Raw genomic sequence first — 18233 nt, forward strand, 5'->3', positions numbered from 1 at the left:
CCATTTTATTTTGGGCTATAACACTTTGTCATAGTGACTCGGTTTAATCCGAGACATCATACGTCGGCTGCTTTTTCTCGCATTGGCGCGACCACATTTTATGACAATACTGAGCACCAAAACAAAACCAACGGCTTCGGCAATTGAACCAATAAGGCCATCATCAGAGAGTGCGATAGCAAGGGATACAGCCACTAGAGCCCAAAGAGCATACATAATTCATTCCATTTAACGAAGAAAGGGACTTCCTTCGATTCCTTGTTTACTGGAACAGAATTATGACTCCATACGAGAAGATTAAAAAATCACCTTTAGCTCTAAGTCATAACAAATGATTTTAAGTGGTGATTATTGTCTGGCGAGCAGTAGCCATTCTCTCAACTGCGCTCTAGACACCTTAATACCTTGCCCAAGCAATCGCTCAGGAATAGTGTAATACGCAATTGGGTGTTTAAAACCTTGCAAATGAGATTGGCACAGCGCCCTGAATTCGGACTCTAGGTAAGGATCCAGCTTTGCTCCATTGAGCGATAGAGTGGCGACTGGGCGATGTCCAAAGACCCTATCCGTAACCGGCACAATAAACACTTGTTGAACAAGAGGGTGTTTGAGCAACACTCGTTCTATTTCTTCACAATGTACATTCTCGCCGCCAGAAATAAATTGATTGTCTACTCGTCCAAGGATCACTAACTCGTCATTGTGCCATTGCCCAAGATCTTTAGTGTCAAACCAACCGTCAACTAACAACAGCGGATGCAATATCCCCTTTCGCCAGTAACCTGCTGCCAGGGTATCCCCACAAACAAAGATTCGTTGCTCCCGAACTCTAATCTGTCGATGCCCAAGTACCTTACCTACCGTGTCATGCTCGTCTACCCGCTTAGCTGTCACTGTAGATGCCATCTCAGTAAGGCCGTAGCCTGCCCAAGTATCAACACCACGCTCCTTTGCTAGGCTAGCCAATTGATGAGGTATGATAGCCCCGCCAAGCAACACGCGTTCAAGTTCAATGGGCTTGTTCTGCTCTAATACTCTCAGTAATTGCGTTGGTACCATTGAGGTATGAGTTACCCCATCTAGAGTTAAACCCTTCCCCTGTTTGATGCGCAAGCAGCAACCACTCAATAGCCAACGCCATACTATAGCAAGGCCAGAAACATGAAACAGAGGCAAAGATAAAAGCCAAGTACTGCTATGATCAAAACCAAATTCGTTTTTCAATCCACCAGCAGAAGCGAGGTGATTCGCCGCGGTATGCGCTACGGCTTTGGGATCTCCAGTCGAACCCGAAGTAAAAATCAAGCTTGTAATATTGGATGAAGTAAATTGTCTGCAGCGCGGTGTCTTATCATCTCTTGCTTCAAAGCAATCAATAACAAGCGTGTTTGGAAGCTCAATGGATTGGTCTTTCACTGAGGGACAAACAAAGCATGCCATACTGCTCAGAATTGCAATTCGTTTCTTCAGTTCCGCATGGGGGAGCGCAGGTACAAAAGCGACAATAATACCGCTTTCCAAAGCGGCTAGATAAACAATCAAGCTCTCGAAGGAACTGTGGGCTGTTACCACCAATAACACATCGCCACTTTCTAAGTTCTGAGAAAAAAACTGTTTTTGAACATTAGCAACATAGTCTGCTAACTCAACCCAAGAGTAGTTGAGAGAACCTATTTGTAGTGCGGAGAGATCTGCTACCCCTTTCCTATTAGGCAAGTTGCTCCAATAAGAAAGAGGTGAGCATTGATCGAAGTTAGACACTAACAAAAGATTAGTCCGAGCTCTGATGCCAAACTAATGTTTGAGCGCTAAGGCTTCTCACCGGTAAGTCACTCCCAGGCCACGACGTATGAAGTTGTTCTTTAAATAACTGTAGGGTATCTAAACCCGGTGTGGTCATTGGTGTAAATTGATGAGCAAAACGAGCGAGCTGATCTAGCCCTAAGCTTGACTCGATGCTTGAGCTAATTACAGCCATCAAACCCGCGGCCTGTGCTTTCTCAATCAGCTGAATACAACGTTCTATGTTACCAATCAGCATCGGTTTGATTATTATGGCTTTGGCACCCGTCAAGAACTCTAAATTGAAGTCAGGGTTCATTACACCGTTTTGTAGGGTTTCATCCCAGCCAATCGCAATACCGGTATCAATAGCGAAGATAAGGCTATCCCCAGGAGCACGACAAGGCTCTTCAATAAATTGAATTCGTGATCGCAGTGATGGTTTGATTTTTTTTGCAAAAAGCTTTGCTTTATCTAGATCCCAAGCACGATTTGCATCAAGTCTAAGCTGTAAATCAGGGACTGACTCCAAAAACAAGCTGATCAACATTCCATCACGTATCGGCTCATATAGGCCCACTTTGATTTTCGCAACCTTTTCACCATGCATCGCATCAAGGGCTGGGATCAAGTCATCAGGATCGCCATTACACAATGGTGCTGCTTGATAACTACCTTTTTCGCCCAACAAGCCTTTCAACTCATACTCGGCCATAGATAATCCGAATGCTACGGAAGGATAGTGACAGGTACTATTTAATGCCTCCCCTGCTACCCACTTTTCAAGTCGAGCGACGACCTCAACAAACGCTTGGTCCATACTTTCATGGCTAAATCCAGCTAGAGGGGCAATCTCGCCACGGCCAACACGGCCATCTTCAAATAGTTCGACAATCCAACCTTCTCGTTGGGTCAATCGTTGTTCACGCAATATAACACCGCTATCCATCTCTAACTGATAACGGTATAAATTAGCTTTTCTCATAATTATTATTTCCTAAGCCAACATTGGTGGAAGCACCAATCGGGGGGCATCATAACGAGTCTGTGTCTCTAAGGGATAAGAGCTGAGTCAATTTTTTGGCATATTTGTTAGGTTGATCTTTATGAGCATTATGTCCTGCTCCTGAAATTACCTCATAACCAACCTTGCTAGATTCATACAATCGACAAAACTTCTCGTCATTCTCTCCTGCAATATAGTAGATTTTATGCTTTGCGCTTTGCAGCAATGGCAACAAGTAGTCTTGTTTAGCGAGTGAAGTTGCCGACAGTACCTCAGCCAACGCCTCGCCATCATTGTTTAAGCGCTCTTCAATCAGCCCCTTTCTTTGATCAAAAGTAAGTGATGCGAATACGCCCTGCTGATACCAATCAACAAGTACTTCAGTTAATGGGCACGCTTTAAAACGAGTAATCCATCGACAATCATTCTCCCAGCGGGACTCTATCTCAGACTCTTGTTGCAGACCAAAGTTTCCACCTTCGATCACAAATCCGGCAATCGAACATTCATCAGCATCAAACTGAGTTGCCAGATGCATCAGTAGTCGTGCACCTAGAGAGTACCCCACCAAGAATAATGGAATGCCATCATCAGGAAGATGTTGCAACTGTCCCTTTATCTCATCGACGAAGCCCTTAAAACTCTTAGGTCGCAGTTGCTTAGCGCAGCCGTGCCCCGGAAGATCTAAGGCATACACATCAACACTGTCTGGAAGATATTGAACCACTGGATTCCAATCAGCACGGCTTCCCAAAAAACCATGCACAAAGACCAAACGTGCTGTAGGAGTGCTTATTAAAACCTTAAGAGGAGATATGATAGACAAAAGAAGTTAGTGCCCTTTGAACGCTGACACTAACGCTTTTATATGGTTTGAGGCCTCATTAGGGGGAGTGACCACCTCAATCAACAGTGAACGAGAACCTGATGACTCAAAACCTGCAATAACTTGCTGTAACTGTTGCCAAGTTTTAGGTTGTTCATATCCCATACCAAACTGTTGTGCAGCGCGTTTGAATTGAAAACCGTGAGGCATCTGATAAAGGCGCTGTTTGTGGTTTTCATCCACAGGCAACATATCAAAGATAGCTCCCCCATCATTGTTCAAAACCAATACAATACAGCCCTTATCCGCGATCAATGCGAGAGAATTAAGGTCATGCAGTAATGAAGTGTCTCCAATTAACGTTAGAGTTGGTTTACTTGAGCCACTGGCCACTCCAGCACTAGTCGCTACAATACCGTCAATCCCTGAGGCTCCCCTATTTGAATAGGTTTCAACATTTAAAGCTTTAGACACCATATCGACAAGTCGAACACCAAGACTATTGCCAAGAAAAAGCTGATAGCCATCGGTGATCTCTGAAAGTCGATGGGTTATTTCTAATTCAGTAATATCATCACGGCATAATTTACCTGCCTGACGAGTAACTAGCTCAGAGTAGGGTTTCAGATCATCAGCCCAGCCATGACTTTGCGAGGACATGGGATTATCAATGTGCCACTGCGCCGGAAATCGTTGCATAGGCAAATAATCCGGATTTAAAGAGCCGCCCTCATCACAAAGCAATGCATAAGCCCTAAAGTCTTGTTCCATGACCCGCAGTTTCAAAAATGCTAATAATCGCTTTGAAACCAGTCGAGCACCAAATTGAACGACTAAATCACATTGCGCTAACTGAGACTTAGCTAGGTCGTTTTGTAGCCATACATCATAACCCTGCCATTCAGAGCTTATACCTGATTGGGGATCGCATAACATTGGCCAGCCTAGTTGCTGTGCTAATTGTTTGACCTTTATTGATTGTTCAAAAGGCAGTCGACCAATTATGACTAGCCCTTTTTTATTTTTATGAACATCTAGAAATTCAGCAAAGGCATCAATGCGAGTGCATCCTTCCCTTTGCACAAAGATTTCATTCGAATTAAGCCAATTCAAAGGCAAAGCATCTAGCTGTGATAATAGCGGAGAATCATCAACGTAGAGAGGCTCAGGAAACGGACAGTTAATGTGTACAGGACCGCCTTTTTCACGCTGTATATGCAGCACTTCATCATATTGAGAGAGCAACCAACGCATATTTATAGAGGCATTGGGACTCGATAGGTTTAACTCAGAAACAACATGACTTGAGAATAAACCTTGTTGCACAATCGCTTGGTTGGCGCCAACACCAACTAATTGCATTGGCCTGTCAGCCGTCATTAAAATAAGCTTTTCACCCGTAAGGTTTGCCTCTACGACCGCAGGAAGTAGATTGGCAACAGCGGTGCCTGAAGTAACAACAACCACTACGGGAGTTTGAGTTGCCTTAGCAAGGCCCAAAGCAAAAAAGCCCAAGCCACGCTCATCAAAATGAGTATGCACAGTGAGATTGCTTTGTTGGATAGATTCGAGAGCTAACGGTGTTGAGCGAGAACCGGGCGCAATGCACACATGCCTGGCACCAAATCGGGTCGCTTCTTCGAGTAAAACTGCCGACCAAACTCTATTTATTTGTGCTTGAGATAAGCTATCAAGTGATAGCCTAATCATGAAGCCTGTTCCAGCACACTTTGCTCTGTGATGAGACTTAATAGTGTCGACATTTTCTTATCCAACTCCTGCCATTCATGCTCAGCTTGTGAGCCAGGTACAATACCTGCCCCAGCAAACAGGTGCAGGTTATCCTCTTGAACTAGTGCGCTACGAATAGCCACACAAAACTCTGCGCTTTGTTCACTAATATACCCTACAGAACCGCTATACCAAGCTCGTGAAAACGGCTCATGTCGCTCGATAAATTCTAACGCTAAGCGTCTAGGTAGTCCTGCGACTGCTGCTGTTGGTTGCAGAGCTTGCAGAAGTCGCCCTCTATCTGCATGTTTGGTTAGCTCAGCTTGTATGTGACGCTTTAAATGCTGAACACGACGAAGACGCACCAAACGAGCTTCGCCTTCTACCTCAATGTTTGAGCAAAACGGTGCTAAGCTTTCAACGATGTCATCCACCACATATTGATTTTCTTGCAAGTTTTTCTTGTCATTAATCAGCCAGTTAGCTAATTGTAAGTCTTGTGCAGGGTTGCTGTGCCGACCAATAGTGCCTGCTAGTGCCTCGGTTTCAATCAGCTGACCACGGCGACTGTATAATCGCTCGGGAGTCGAACCAATAAACGAGTGGCCCTCTTCGAGCTGAAATAGAAAGTGAAAGCTATGACGGTTTTGCTGACGACTCAAAGCTAACAACTCAATACCCTGCAATGTAGAATTCAGCTTAATGGTGCTTTGACGAGCCAACACCACTTTTTTTAATTCACCATTATGGATAGCATCTAATGCCAGTTCGACATTATCATTCCACAAGTCTTTATTCGGAGTGTGTAAAACATCACGAACTGTCGGCAATTGCTCAGAAAGTTGCATCACATCGCTGTTGAGGCGATAGACAGCGCGACGCACAGCATCTCGGTCTTCCATCAAGTTAGCTGCTAAAAACCAATCTTGTTTTCTTCTCACTAGTTCAATATGAGGTAAAAAGAAAAATGAGTTCAGGCAACGCCCTTTAATTTCTTTATAAGGGAAGGCATACCCGCCCCAAATTCTTTGACCCCGATTAAGTACCGAATAGGCTGGGTTGATCTCGTTAAACGTTCTAGCTTGCCCCAACGCAACCACTTCTTCTGTGGTGTCACGGGACTGCCAATAAAATTTAGGAAACAAAGATTGGTTTCCCATCCACGGCAGAACAGAATCGGCGCACAACTCTTCAATGGCCACCTCTACACGGCAGGCATCGCTCGGCGCGGATTCAATTTGTTGGGCGAGTTGTTTAATAGCATTTGCAAGATGAGACAATGTGACCTCTAACTCTCTATTTTCTCTTAAGATTTACCCTGTTCATGCGCATACTCTAGGGCGACTGATTAGCCAAATCAAGCAGGACAACTACAATTGTAGAGCAAACATAAATTTAAGCTCTGAAATGGGCGTAACTCAATGGTTTGGGTACAGATTTTTCTACTCAAAATCATCAATTTGGTGTAATTTGACACTATTAACATCGATAAACTCTAAGGGTTAACAATGAAAAATATCGAGATGTCATCAAAACTCGATAATGTATGCTACGACATTCGTGGTCCCGTACTCAAACATGCTAAACGCATGGAAGAAGAAGGGCATAAAATTCTTAAACTGAATATCGGCAACCCCGCCCCGTTTGGTTTTGATACCCCTGATGAAATTCTAGTCGATGTACTGAGAAACCTACCCACTTCTCAAGGGTACTGTGACTCTAAAGGTATTTACTCTGCTCGTAAGGCCGTCGTTCAGTATTATCAAAGAAAAGGATTACGTTCCTTAGACGTTGAAGACGTATATATGGGTAACGGCGTCTCTGAGTTGATCGTGATGGCGATGCAAGCTCTCCTCAACAATGGTGACGAATTACTGGTACCTGCGCCTGATTATCCTTTGTGGTCAGCGGCAGTTTCATTATCGGGTGGTAACCCTGTTCATTACCTATGTGATGAGCAATCTGATTGGTTCCCTGATATCGCCGATATCAGGTCGAAGATCACGCCGAAAACGCGCGGCCTTGTTCTGATCAATCCTAACAATCCGACCGGAGCGGTCTACAGTCGCGATCTATTACTGCAAATCATTGAGGTCGCTCGCGAGCACAACCTCATTATCTTTGCCGACGAAATCTACGACAAAATTCTTTACGATGGGGCCACTCACACCTCAATTGCCACTCTGGCAGACGACGTAGTGATGGTGACCTTCAACGGTCTTTCGAAAGCGTACCGTATTTGTGGTTTCCGCAGTGGTTGGATGTTCATTACAGGTCCACAACATCTCGCAAAAGGCTATATCGATGGCTTAGATATGCTTTCATCTATGCGACTGTGTGCCAATGTACCCATGCAACACGCCGTGCAAACAGCTTTAGGTGGCTACCAAAGTATCAACGAGTTGATACTGCCCGGAGGAAGACTTCTGGAGCAACGAGATAAAGCATTTGAGATGATCACTTCTATCCCCGGCGTGTCGTGTGTCAAACCCAAAGGGGCGCTATATCTGTTCCCTAAATTAGATCCTAAGATTTACAAAATCCATGATGACCAGAAAATGGTGCTAGACTTTTTGAAACAAGAAAAGGTGCTCCTAGTCCAGGGCTCTGGATTTAACTGGCCAAAGCCTGATCACTTTAGGATTGTGACCTTGCCACATATCGAAGACCTCGAAGTGGCGATAGGACGCTTCGAGCGCTTCATCACGCAGTACTCACAATAACTTACGTTAAAGAGGCCTAGTGCCTCTTTTTTTGTCTTATACCAATGACAGTAAGTAAGTGGTCAGAAATAGCGCAGGGAAAAAGCTAGATAACAAGGCAGGTTTTTTTATAAGTAGTTGTTCTACAATCAAAAACACTAACGCCGTTATCTAGTATTTTAACCAGCTAGGCTGAACAGTTATTTACTACGATTGGTATTACTACAAGGTTGATTAGCATGCACAAAGAAAGCCACTTTTTTGCCCATTTAGCTCGAATGAAGCTTATTCAGCGCTGGCCACTGATGCGTTCTGTTTCCAAAGAAAACATCTCAGAGCATAGCCTTCAGGTTGCGTTTGTTGCGCATGCACTTGCCATCATCAAAAACAAGAAATTCGATGGCAATGTCAAACCTGAACGCATAGCAGTGCTGGGCATGTATCACGACAGTAGTGAGGTTCTGACTGGCGATCTTCCTACTCCAGTAAAATACTATAATCCGTTCATTGCCAAAGAATACAAAAAGATTGAAGCGGCCGCAGAAGAGAAGCTCCTGTCTATGGTTCCAGAAGAATTAATGGAAGACTTTAAGCCATTTTTGATTAGCGGCGAAGCCACAGAAGAAGAACACTCGCTGGTGAAGCAAGCTGACTGCATTTGTGCCTATTTAAAATGTCTAGAAGAACTCTCTGCTGGGAATCACGAGTTTGCTGCAGCGAAACGACGTCTCGAGCAAACACTTCAAGAGAGGGACTCTCCGGAAATGTGTTATTTCCTAAAAACCTTCTCAGCAAGCTTCGAGTTGACTCTTGATGAGATCAGTTAACCCAAAAAAGTAGTTGAATCACATGGAAGTAGAAAGCCTCTGGCAACAGCGTATAAACGAAGAGCACAAAGCACGACTCAATGATCACCGAGACCCTTATCAAAGAGATAGGGCAAGAGTGTTGCATTCCGCTGCCTTTAGGCGCTTACAGGCTAAAACTCAGGTACATGGTGCTGGCGGCAATGATTTCCATCGCACGCGACTCACCCACTCTCTAGAGGCTGCGCAGATAGGTTCTGGCATTCTCGCTCAATTGCAATCAAAGCATCCTGATCTTATTTCGATACTTCCCACCACTAGCCTGATTGAAACTTTGTGCCTTGCCCATGATATCGGTCATCCACCTTACGGACATGGGGGTGAGGTCGCTCTCAATTACATGATGCGGGAGCATGGTGGATTTGAGGGTAATGCGCAGACCTTTAGAATCGTCAGCCAACTTGAGCCCTATACACAGCACCACGGCATGAATCTGTGCCGACGCACTTTGCTTGGGCTTCTCAAATACCCCTCACTACTAAGCAAAGTAGAGCGTGATTCGATACCCGACGGTATAGATAACCCAAGGCAACTTAAGGCAAGTCGATGGACACCTGCAAAGGGCGTATTTGATATTGATAACACCTATTTTGATTGGGTCCTGCAAGGGTTACCCGCACAGGACATAGATCCATTTTGTAGCCTCAAAGTGCATACTGGTAACCGATATGCCACCAAGAAGACCCGCTTCAAATCCCTAGATTGTTCCATCATGGAGCTTGCCGATGATATTGCTTATGGCGTACATGATCTCGAAGATGCCATTGTCCTAGGCCTAGTCTCTAAGCAGCAATGGCTTGAATCTGCAGCCAGCAAGCTTGCCGATTGCGGTCACCCTTGGATGGAGGCTGAAATAAATCGCTTAAGTGAGCAACTATTTTCCGGGGAGCATTACCTGCGCAAAGATGCCATTGGCAGTATCGTTAATGCCTTGCTAACTAGTGCTGAAATTACTGAGGTAACAGATAGTGAATTTAGTCACTCTCTCATTCAGTTAAACGCTACCCTTCACGCTCCGATGCTTGATGTATTGGACGTATTTAAAGGGTTCGTCAGCCACTATGTCATTCAAGCCACTGAAGTTCAGCTAATTGAATACAAGGGGCAGCAAGTGGTTATCGACTTGTTTGAAGCACTGAGTGGCGATCCAGAAAGACTGCTTCCAGAGGCAACCAAAAACAAATGGAGATTAGCTAGAGATCAACAAGACCAAGGGTTTAGAGTCATCTGTGACTATATTTCGGCCATGACCGATGGTTATGCGCAAAAGATGCACTCCAAGATGTTCGCAAGCTGATGTTTACAAGTTAGCACTGTTGATCAACGATTACGGCCACCAAAGTATTTCTCATAGGAGCCTTCAGGCAATTGAGAGATCTGAAATTCTACCATTTTATCGAAAGCATTGATTAAAGGCTTTGCATCACAGGCATTCATTAAGGTAAGCGCATGGTAAGCCGCTTCAACAGTAGATAGCGCATTCTCTTTAGGCGCTTTACGTATGGTGTAGCGCCCTTTTAATTCCGTGGGTAAATGAACCTGCTGCAACGAATGAAGGTTGCTTGATAGCTGATACATTTTGAACGCTTTTTTCCATGTTCCATCTATCAGAAATAAGCGTGTTTTGTGATAACTAGCTAGAGTCGGAACTATGCTGTCCAACTCTACTGACTCTTGAGTAGGAAATAGAATTAAATTGAGCGTATTTGGCTCAGATAACCATTGATTGACCAAAGAGTGAGTCGAAAAGTCCTCTCCAACTAAAAGATGACTAGGTGAAACACTTAACTCTATAATTTTAGCAGTACCTTTCGCTTGATTCACCTCACTAGGGTGCTGCAGAATAACCACCTCAATAGAACTTTCAACAGCCTGAACCCATTGACACAAACAGGCTTTCTTGGCGCGGCCACACCTTTCACAGTATCGGGACATAGTTACGTGTACAAATTCCTCATTGCCTTCAGCTTACTTTTAACGACGTTTATGATTCCAGCGCTATCAATAGCTCTGCGTTGGGAGCACGATCTTATCGCAACACACCAGTGGTGGCGACTATTAACCGGAAACTTTACCCATACCAATGCGTATCACCTGTTGATGAACCTCGCCGGACTATGGATTATCAGCTACTTATTTCATGCTCGATGGAAAAAGTTGATTGTCTATATCGCTCTCATCTCTACCATTATCGGTATTGGACTGCTGTTCACTCAGACACAAATCTATTATGGTTTATCGGGAGTACTGCATGGGCTATTTGCCCTTTACGCCTATCAAGAAATCTCAAGAGGAAAGCGTAGCAGTTGGTTTTTGCTGACAGGGTTGGGCTTGAAGTTACTGGCTGAAAATAGTGGAGTAATCACTTTATCTACCTCTGAGCTTATCAACGCTCGGGTATCAACAGAATCGCACCTGATTGGATCCTTATCTGGGCTAGCAATTGCGCTACTAGCCCATAAGTTGTTAAAGCGATAGTTTCCAATCTAGCTCTGTTTGTTTAGCTACAACCTAATACGGGTTCGATTTTTATCGACCGTCGCCTGCCCTATTCCCTTTACTTGTTGCAGTTCATCAGCGTTTTTAAACTCTCCATGAACCTCGCGATAGGCTACGATTTGCTTAGCTTTGGTTTCTCCAACCCCAAGTAACAATGTCGCGAGCTCATCGCTAGAGGCGGTATTGATATTGACTTCAATCTCAATTCCTTCGTATTTATCGCCTTTCATTTCCTCGGCTGCATGCCCTAAAACCGGCACTAGCATTAGGATCGTGATAAGCCATAAACGTTTTATGATTGATAGTTCCATTCCTCTTTCCTTCCATTAAGTAAATTAGACACAAACGTGCCCTACTCAAGCTAGAAAAAAGCCCTTATAAATGGAATTAAGGCCAGCAGAAACTAGAACGGGCCGCTAAAAGCGACCCGTTCTACATTGTAAATGCGGCGGTAATATTACTGCGCATCTCCAGAGATGTAATACTCGATATCAGTCGTGTTACGCAGTGTCTGTACCAGACCCATAAGGTCTTGCTGTACGTGTCCTGTTTGCAACTGTTCACTGATTTGAGCATTGAATTGATCGTCAATCTCACTCACAACTTTATTGAGTTCAATAATCACGATGTTACCCATAGTGTCTATTGATTTCGCGTAGTGCAGGTTGCCTTCGCTAGGGCGAGGCATTGCAAATACGGTGCGAGAAAGATCTGAACCACGGTCAACACTCTGTATTTCACTGAAGTTTAAGTTGTTATCAGCAAGCAAGGTAGTGTCACCCGCTTCAAGTGCCGTAGCTACTTGTTCAGCAAGGTCATTAGCTTGATTGCGGCCTTCAACTTGTTGCAGTTGCTCTTTCACTTGAGCTGCAACTTCTTCATATGGAAGCACTGTTTGAGGACGAGATTCTTCGATACGAACAACAATAATATGCTCAGGGTCAACTTCAACAACCGCAGAGTTCAGACCATCTTCACTGACTTCAGGTGTTTGTAACTCTTGCATAACTGCAGGAGATCTTAGTACCTCAGGCGCATCTGATACAGAAACGAAATCTGTCGTAACCACCTTCTGGCCAACAGCTTCTGCAGCGTCGTCAAGAGAGTCTGGGTATTCAAACGCTACTGTTTCTAGTGTGTTTTGTAGTGCGTAGAAACTGTCCACAGCTTGCTGCTCTGCAACTTCTGTTTTAATTTCTGCTGCTACTTCAGAGAACGGTTTAGCTTGTGCCGCTTTAAGGTCATCTAGCTTGATAATGTGAAAGCCAAAATCAGACTTAACTACGTCGGTGTAATCGCCAGTATTTTGTAAAGCAAATGCAGCGTCTTCAAACGCCGGATCCATCACGCCTTTTTCAATCCAACCTAATGATCCACCGTCTTCAGCAGAACCAAAGTCTTCAGAACTGTCTTTTGCTACTTGAGCAAAGTCCGCTCCGGCTTTTAGTTCAGCTAATAGCTCATCTGCTTTCGCTTCATCTTGAACTAGGATGTGGCTAAGGCTACGTTGCTCTTGGGTAGAATAACGGTCGATGTTTTGCTCATAGAAATCTTTAGCTTCTTCATCAGTAACCGCATCGCTCTTATTCATTTTCTCAGCAGAAAGTTCAACGTATGAAATCTTAAACTGCTCTGGGCGAGTAAAACGCTCTGGGTTGTTGTTGTAGAAATCTTGAAGCTGTTCATCCGTTAGCTCAACACTCTTTGCCATTTCATTTGGGTCAATAGTGATGGTACGAATGTCGCGCTTTTGAGTCAGTAGCATTGATGCTTGAGCCACTTCTTGTGGAAGTACGAATTCGCTTTGCTCGATAGCACCTAGGATTTGCTGACGAACAAGGTCGCTACGAAGGTACTCTGCGAAGCTTTCTGCGTTGTAACCGCCACGACGTAGAGACGCTTGGTATGCATCTTGATCAAATTGACCATTGCTTTGGAACTGAGGCATGCTTAGAAGCACGTCACGAACCTGCTGGTCGCTGATACGAAGGCCCATTGATTCAGCGTACTGCTCAAGCAATACCTGATTAACCATTTGGTCCAGTACTCGCTGACGGAACGACTGCACAAACGCAGGGTCACCTAGTTGGCTAGTAAAATAATCACCCATTTGTTGCTGGGCACGATTGCGTTCATTCTGGTAAGCCATTTCAAATTCGGCGCGAGAAACTTCAGCATTTCCCACTTTAGCAGCAGTACTGTTGCCACCACCCAAATAGCCACTTACGCCGGTAAAAACGAAAGAGAGAATGATCAGACCAAGAATGATCTTAACTGCGATGCTATTTACGCCTTCGCGTAATCTTTCCATCATAATAGTGTGAAACTCCGAAATGCGGCCTGTATTAAAATCAGGCTCTAAAAATCATTCTCCCGATAATATCAGAAAAAGAAATGCGCACCAGTAGGATGCGCATAAATACAAGGTTTGATAACGATAATTTGTTATCTGGTGTGACTTGAGAACAATTTATTAGTTAACTGCGTCTTTAAGTGCTTTACCTGGCTTGAATGCAGGTACTTTAGCTTCTGCAATTTGAATTTCTTCACCCGTTTTTGGATTACGACCGGTACGAGCAGCACGAGTGCGAACGCTAAATGTGCCAAAGCCCACTAGAGCCACTTGGTCACCGCCTTGCAATGAGTCACTGATTGATTCAACCACTGCATCTAGAGCACGACCAGCAGAAGCTTTAGAAAGATCTGCGTTATCCGCGATTTTTTCGATAAGTTGAGTTTTATTCACTATATATTCCCCTATTACTACCTGAGTGAAAGTTTAGGTAGGTCAATTCCATTGTTTTTATGAATCTAGCGTGTACCCCTTATTATGAAAGGGCTACAGCCTCATTAGTTAAAGTAGCGTCCAATAAAAAAGCTGACAAGTATTTTGTACTCATCAGCTTAATTTACGTACTATTATTTGCGACTTATCACTCTTTTAGCCTTCTACGGACACTCCGCTCGGGTCATTTTGCAGAGCGACGGTCAATACTTCATCAATCCATTGTACTGGTTTTACCACTAAATCTTTCTTAACGTTTTCAGGGATTTCTTCCAGATCACGTTCGTTATCTTTAGGGATCAGCACTGTTTTGATACCGCCACGGTGTGCAGCTAGAAGTTTCTCTTTCAAACCACCAATAGGCAGAACTTCACCACGCAAAGTGATTTCACCAGTCATAGCAACGTCAGCCCTTACTGGGTTACCCGTTAAGCTTGAAACTAGTGCCGTACACATAGCGATACCTGCACTTGGACCATCTTTAGGCGTCGCACCTTCTGGAACGTGGACGTGAATATCGCGCTTTTCATAGAAATCAGGGTTGATACCCAGCTTTTCTGCACGACTTCTCACTACAGTCATTGCTGCCTGAATCGACTCTTGCATAACATCACCCAGAGAACCTGTTTGTGTTAGCTTGCCTTTACCCACCATAGATTCGGTTTCGATAGTAAGTAAGTCACCGCCAACCTCCGTCCATGCAAGACCCGTCACCTGACCAATACGGTTGCTATCGTCAGCTTTGCCATAATCACAGCGTTGTACACCCAAGTACTCTTTTAAGTTATCTTGATTGACCACTACTTTCTTCAAAGAGCTATCAAGCAAGATATTCTTCACTGCTTTGCGACAAATCTTTGAGATTTCACGTTCAAGACTACGAACACCGGCTTCGCGAGTGTAATAGCGGATAATGCCAACGATGGCTGAGTCTTCAATTTCAATCTCGTTAGGCTTCAAACCATTGCGCTTGATTTGTTTATCGAGCAGGTGGCTTTTCGCAATGTTCAGCTTTTCATCTTCCGTATAACCGGATAAGCGGATCACTTCCATACGGTCAAGTAATGGACCTGGGATATTCATCGAGTTAGACGTTGCTACAAACATCACATCAGATAAATCGTAATCAACTTCTAAGTAGTGATCGTTGAAAGCATTGTTTTGCTCTGGATCCAATACTTCCAATAACGCAGAAGAAGGGTCTCCGCGCATGTCAGAAGACATCTTGTCGATCTCATCGAGCAAGAACAGTGGGTTTTTCACCCCTACTTTAGACATTTTTTGAATAAGCTTACCTGGCATAGAGCCAATGTAAGTACGGCGATGTCCACGAATTTCCGCTTCATCACGTACGCCACCAAGCGCCATACGTGTATATTTACGACCCGTTGCAGCTGCAATAGATTGACCTAGAGAAGTTTTACCAACACCGGGAGGACCAACAAGACACAGGATCGGTCCTTTAAGCTTGTTGATACGGTTTTGTACCGCCAAATACTCAAGAATACGCTCTTTAACGCGCTCTAAGCCGTAGTGATCGGCATTAAGTACTTCTTCTGCTTTCGCTAGGTTCTTCTTCACCTTGGAGCGCTTAGCCCACGGTACACCCACCATCCAGTCGATGTAGCTACGCACCACTGTCGCTTCTGCTGACATTGGTGACATCATCTTCAATTTTTGCAGTTCTTGCTCGGTTTTTTCGCGAGCGTCTGTAGGCATTCTGGATTCTTCAATCTTTGCCTTTAGTGTTTCAAACTCATCTGGCGCGTCATCCATATCGCCAAGTTCTTTCTGAATCGCTTTCATTTGCTCATTCAGATAGTACTCGCGCTGGGATTTTTCCATTTGCTTTTTAACGCGACCACGAATGCGTTTTTCAACCTGCAGGATGTCAATCTCAGACTCCATACTGCCCATCAAGAACTCGAGACGCTCATTAACGTCGATGATTTCAAGTACTCGCTGTTTCTCAGCCAGTTTAAGAGGCATATGAGCGGCAATTGAATCTGCAAGACGCGGGGCATCATCGATACCGTTGAGAGACGTTAATACCTCTGGCGGGATCTTTTTGTTCAGTTTGATAAAGCCTTCGAATTGGTTAAGTGCACTGCGTACAACAACCTCTTCTTCTTTATCGTCCATCACTGGCGTGGTTAAAAACTCTGCGTCCGCGATAAAGAAATCATCTTCGCGAACTGAGTGAATTTGAGCACGTTGCTGACCTTCAACCAGGACTTTAACGGTACCATCTGGCAATTTGAGAAGCTGCAGTATGGTGGCAATTGTACCTACTTGGAATAAGTCATCTTTAGTCGGCTCTTCGGTGTCCGCCTCTTTTTGGGCAACAAGCAGTACCTGCTTATCATTATCCATCGCAGACTGAAGGCAGTTGATCGACTTTTCGCGACCAACAAACAGAGGAATGACCATATGTGGGTAAACGACCACATCTCGTAATGGTAGAACGGGTATTTCAATACGCTCGGAACGCTCCAAGTTCATAGTTCTCTCTCTTCCGTTTTCGGCTTATGGTCTTTATATAAGGTCACTTTAAATAGAATCAATACTTGTAACAATAAGAATCCACTAACTTACTAAAATAGTGCTCGATTTTCGGTGTTTTGACTGAAATTGAATGTAATACAGAGGAATACAAGCTACTTAGTACGTATTGGCTAGGTCAACAGGCACAAAAAAAGCGAGCTAATGCTCGCTTTTTATTTTCAAAGGCTCAACCTTACGATTCTGCAATCGCCGCTTGGTTGTCACCACCGTTGTAGATCATCAGTGGCTCAGACTCACCATTGATAACGGACTCATCGATAACCACTTTACTTACGTCTGTCATCGAAGGCAGTTCGTACATGGTATCAAGTAACACGTTCTCAAGAATTGAGCGAAGACCACGAGCACCTGTTTTACGCTCCATTGCACGCTTCGCAATCGCGTTAAGTGCATCTTCACGAAACTCAAGTTCTACATCTTCGATATCAAACAAGGCGGCATACTGCTTGGTCAGAGCATTCTTAGGTTGGCTAAGAATCTGAATCAAGGCAGCTTCGTCAAGTTCAGTAAGCGTTGTCGTTACCGGAAGACGACCGATAAATTCTGGGATAAGGCCATATTTAACCAAATCTTCAGGCTCTACTTGCTTGAACATATCGCTGATGCTCTTGTTCTCGTCTTTAGCATGGATTTCCGCGCCAAAGCCAATACCAGAGCCAGTTTCAACTCGTTGTTCAATCACTTTATCTAGGCCGGCAAATGCACCACCACAGATAAATAGGATCTTCGAGGTATCAACCTGCAAGAACTCTTGTTGAGGGTGCTTACGACCACCTTGAGGTGGAACTGAAGCGATTGTACCTTCAACCAGCTTAAGCAGTGCCTGCTGAACACCTTCACCTGATACATCACGGGTGATCGATGGATTCTCAGCCTTGCGAGAGATTTTATCAATCTCATCGATATATACGATACCGCGCTCCGCTTTCGCTACGTCATAATCACATTTCTGAAGCAATTTTTGGATGATGTTTTCTACATCTTCACCCACATAACCTGCTTCAGTTAGTGTTGTAGCGTCCGCCATAGTAAACGGTACGTCTAGGAAACGAGCTAGCGTTTCTGCGAGCAGTGTCTTACCACTACCGGTTGGGCCGATCAGCAAGATGTTACTCTTGCCTAGCTCAACACCGTCTGCGGTTTTGTCACCGTTACGTAGGCGCTTGTAGTGGTTGTATACAGCTACTGAAAGCACTTTTTTCGCATATTCTTGACCGATGACATAATCGTCAAGGTGCTCACGAATATTTCGTGGAGTCGGCAACGCCTCTGACTCTTTCTTCGGCAGAGCCTCTTTGATCTCTTCACGAATAATATCGTTACAAAGATCAACACACTCGTCACAGATGTAAACGGACGGGCCCGCGATCAACTTGCGAACTTCATGCTGACTTTTACCGCAGAAAGAGCAGTACAAAAGCTTGCCACTCTCTTTGCTTTTATCTGTCATTCGCTAACCTCTTAGCTTTAA

General features: G+C 44.4%; 16 protein-coding genes. 4 read left to right on the forward strand and 12 right to left on the reverse strand.

What is annotated here, in order from left to right:
• Positions 1 to 15: 15 nt before the first annotated feature.
• The 6 genes from OCU48_RS09560 to OCU48_RS09585 all read right to left on the reverse strand — a co-directional run bounded on the left by OCU48_RS09560 (position 16) and on the right by OCU48_RS09585 (position 6625).
• Positions 16 to 216: a hypothetical protein gene (locus OCU48_RS09560; protein ID WP_141346041.1), complete on the reverse strand. Its 201-nt coding sequence runs from the start codon at positions 214 to 216 to the stop codon at positions 16 to 18.
• A gap of 132 nt (positions 217 to 348) precedes the next feature.
• Positions 349 to 1716, reverse strand: a complete 1368-nt coding sequence (menE, locus tag OCU48_RS09565) for an o-succinylbenzoate--CoA ligase (RefSeq protein WP_244312320.1) — start codon at positions 1714 to 1716, stop codon at positions 349 to 351.
• 55 nt (positions 1717 to 1771) lie between these two features.
• Positions 1772 to 2767 (reverse strand): o-succinylbenzoate synthase, encoded by a 996-nt coding sequence (gene menC, locus OCU48_RS09570; protein ID WP_141346037.1) that lies wholly within the window; start codon positions 2765 to 2767, stop codon positions 1772 to 1774.
• Between the two features lie 49 nt (positions 2768 to 2816).
• Positions 2817 to 3614, reverse strand: a complete 798-nt coding sequence (gene menH, locus OCU48_RS09575) for a 2-succinyl-6-hydroxy-2,4-cyclohexadiene-1-carboxylate synthase (protein ID WP_141346035.1) — start codon at positions 3612 to 3614, stop codon at positions 2817 to 2819.
• Positions 3615 to 3620: 6 nt separating this feature from the next.
• The gene (gene menD / locus OCU48_RS09580) at positions 3621 to 5324 is read right to left on the reverse strand and encodes a 2-succinyl-5-enolpyruvyl-6-hydroxy-3-cyclohexene-1-carboxylic-acid synthase (protein ID WP_141346033.1); all 1704 of its coding nucleotides are present in this window, start codon (positions 5322 to 5324) and stop codon (positions 3621 to 3623) included.
• Positions 5321 to 6625, reverse strand: a complete 1305-nt coding sequence (locus OCU48_RS09585; RefSeq protein ID WP_141346031.1) for an isochorismate synthase — start codon at positions 6623 to 6625, stop codon at positions 5321 to 5323. Before OCU48_RS09585 ends, menD begins: the two co-directional genes overlap by 4 nt.
• A 228-nt stretch (positions 6626 to 6853) precedes the next feature.
• Here OCU48_RS09585 and OCU48_RS09590 point away from each other — a divergent pair, with 228 nt between their 5' ends.
• The 3 genes from OCU48_RS09590 to OCU48_RS09600 all read left to right on the forward strand — a co-directional run bounded on the left by OCU48_RS09590 (position 6854) and on the right by OCU48_RS09600 (position 10210).
• Entirely contained in the window at positions 6854 to 8068 is a 1215-nt protein-coding gene (locus OCU48_RS09590) for a pyridoxal phosphate-dependent aminotransferase (protein ID WP_141346029.1), read from the forward strand.
• A gap of 218 nt (positions 8069 to 8286) precedes the next feature.
• Positions 8287 to 8874: a 5'-deoxynucleotidase gene (gene yfbR / locus OCU48_RS09595; protein WP_141346027.1), complete on the forward strand. Its 588-nt coding sequence runs from the start codon at positions 8287 to 8289 to the stop codon at positions 8872 to 8874.
• Between the two features lie 22 nt (positions 8875 to 8896).
• A complete protein-coding gene (locus tag OCU48_RS09600; protein WP_141346025.1) occupies positions 8897 to 10210 on the forward strand; it encodes an anti-phage deoxyguanosine triphosphatase in 1314 nt (437 codons plus the stop codon).
• 23 nt (positions 10211 to 10233) lie between these two features.
• On the opposite strand, the gene OCU48_RS09605 is transcribed toward OCU48_RS09600, so the two are convergent.
• Positions 10234 to 10848 (reverse strand): tRNA-uridine aminocarboxypropyltransferase, encoded by a 615-nt coding sequence (locus OCU48_RS09605; RefSeq protein WP_141346023.1) that lies wholly within the window; start codon positions 10846 to 10848, stop codon positions 10234 to 10236.
• 6 nt (positions 10849 to 10854) lie between these two features.
• Here OCU48_RS09605 and rrtA point away from each other — a divergent pair, with 6 nt between their 5' ends.
• The gene (gene rrtA / locus OCU48_RS09610) at positions 10855 to 11391 is read left to right on the forward strand and encodes a rhombosortase (protein ID WP_244312319.1); all 537 of its coding nucleotides are present in this window, start codon (positions 10855 to 10857) and stop codon (positions 11389 to 11391) included.
• 26 nt (positions 11392 to 11417) lie between these two features.
• On the opposite strand, the gene OCU48_RS09615 is transcribed toward rrtA, so the two are convergent.
• From OCU48_RS09615 to clpX, 5 genes are all read right to left on the reverse strand, one after another.
• Positions 11418 to 11678: a ComEA family DNA-binding protein gene (locus OCU48_RS09615; RefSeq protein ID WP_244312322.1), complete on the reverse strand. Its 261-nt coding sequence runs from the start codon at positions 11676 to 11678 to the stop codon at positions 11418 to 11420.
• Positions 11679 to 11869: 191 nt separating this feature from the next.
• The gene (gene ppiD, locus OCU48_RS09620; protein ID WP_141346019.1) at positions 11870 to 13726 is read right to left on the reverse strand and encodes a peptidylprolyl isomerase; all 1857 of its coding nucleotides are present in this window, start codon (positions 13724 to 13726) and stop codon (positions 11870 to 11872) included.
• Between the two features lie 159 nt (positions 13727 to 13885).
• The gene (locus OCU48_RS09625) at positions 13886 to 14158 is read right to left on the reverse strand and encodes an HU family DNA-binding protein (protein WP_017027464.1); all 273 of its coding nucleotides are present in this window, start codon (positions 14156 to 14158) and stop codon (positions 13886 to 13888) included.
• Between the two features lie 195 nt (positions 14159 to 14353).
• Positions 14354 to 16699: an endopeptidase La gene (lon, locus tag OCU48_RS09630; protein WP_141346017.1), complete on the reverse strand. Its 2346-nt coding sequence runs from the start codon at positions 16697 to 16699 to the stop codon at positions 14354 to 14356.
• A 235-nt stretch (positions 16700 to 16934) separates the two neighbouring features.
• Positions 16935 to 18212, reverse strand: a complete 1278-nt coding sequence (gene clpX / locus OCU48_RS09635; protein WP_017027462.1) for an ATP-dependent protease ATP-binding subunit ClpX — start codon at positions 18210 to 18212, stop codon at positions 16935 to 16937.
• Positions 18213 to 18233: the final 21 nt, after the last annotated feature.

It is taken from the genome of Vibrio inusitatus (assembly GCA_024346935.1).
In the GTDB taxonomy this organism is placed as follows: domain Bacteria; phylum Pseudomonadota; class Gammaproteobacteria; order Enterobacterales; family Vibrionaceae; genus Vibrio; species Vibrio inusitatus.

What these genes read in the sequence shown, in the direction of transcription:
- clpX (WP_017027462.1), bottom strand. Translation starts at nt 18,212, where the DNA reads ATGACAGATAAAAGCAAAGAGAGTGGCAAGCTTTTGTACTGCTCTTTC.
- OCU48_RS09605 (WP_141346023.1), bottom strand. Translation starts at nt 10,848, where the DNA reads ATGTCCCGATACTGTGAAAGGTGTGGCCGCGCCAAGAAAGCCTGTTTG.
- OCU48_RS09560 (WP_141346041.1), bottom strand. Translation starts at nt 216, where the DNA reads ATGTATGCTCTTTGGGCTCTAGTGGCTGTATCCCTTGCTATCGCACTC.
- OCU48_RS09590 (WP_141346029.1), top strand. Translation starts at nt 6,854, where the DNA reads ATGAAAAATATCGAGATGTCATCAAAACTCGATAATGTATGCTACGAC.
- ppiD (WP_141346019.1), bottom strand. Translation starts at nt 13,726, where the DNA reads ATGATGGAAAGATTACGCGAAGGCGTAAATAGCATCGCAGTTAAGATC.
- yfbR (WP_141346027.1), top strand. Translation starts at nt 8,287, where the DNA reads ATGCACAAAGAAAGCCACTTTTTTGCCCATTTAGCTCGAATGAAGCTT.
- menD (WP_141346033.1), bottom strand. Translation starts at nt 5,324, where the DNA reads ATGATTAGGCTATCACTTGATAGCTTATCTCAAGCACAAATAAATAGA.
- menC (WP_141346037.1), bottom strand. Translation starts at nt 2,767, where the DNA reads ATGAGAAAAGCTAATTTATACCGTTATCAGTTAGAGATGGATAGCGGT.
- lon (WP_141346017.1), bottom strand. Translation starts at nt 16,699, where the DNA reads ATGAACTTGGAGCGTTCCGAGCGTATTGAAATACCCGTTCTACCATTA.
- OCU48_RS09600 (WP_141346025.1), top strand. Translation starts at nt 8,897, where the DNA reads ATGGAAGTAGAAAGCCTCTGGCAACAGCGTATAAACGAAGAGCACAAA.
- OCU48_RS09615 (WP_244312322.1), bottom strand. Translation starts at nt 11,678, where the DNA reads ATGCTAGTGCCGGTTTTAGGGCATGCAGCCGAGGAAATGAAAGGCGAT.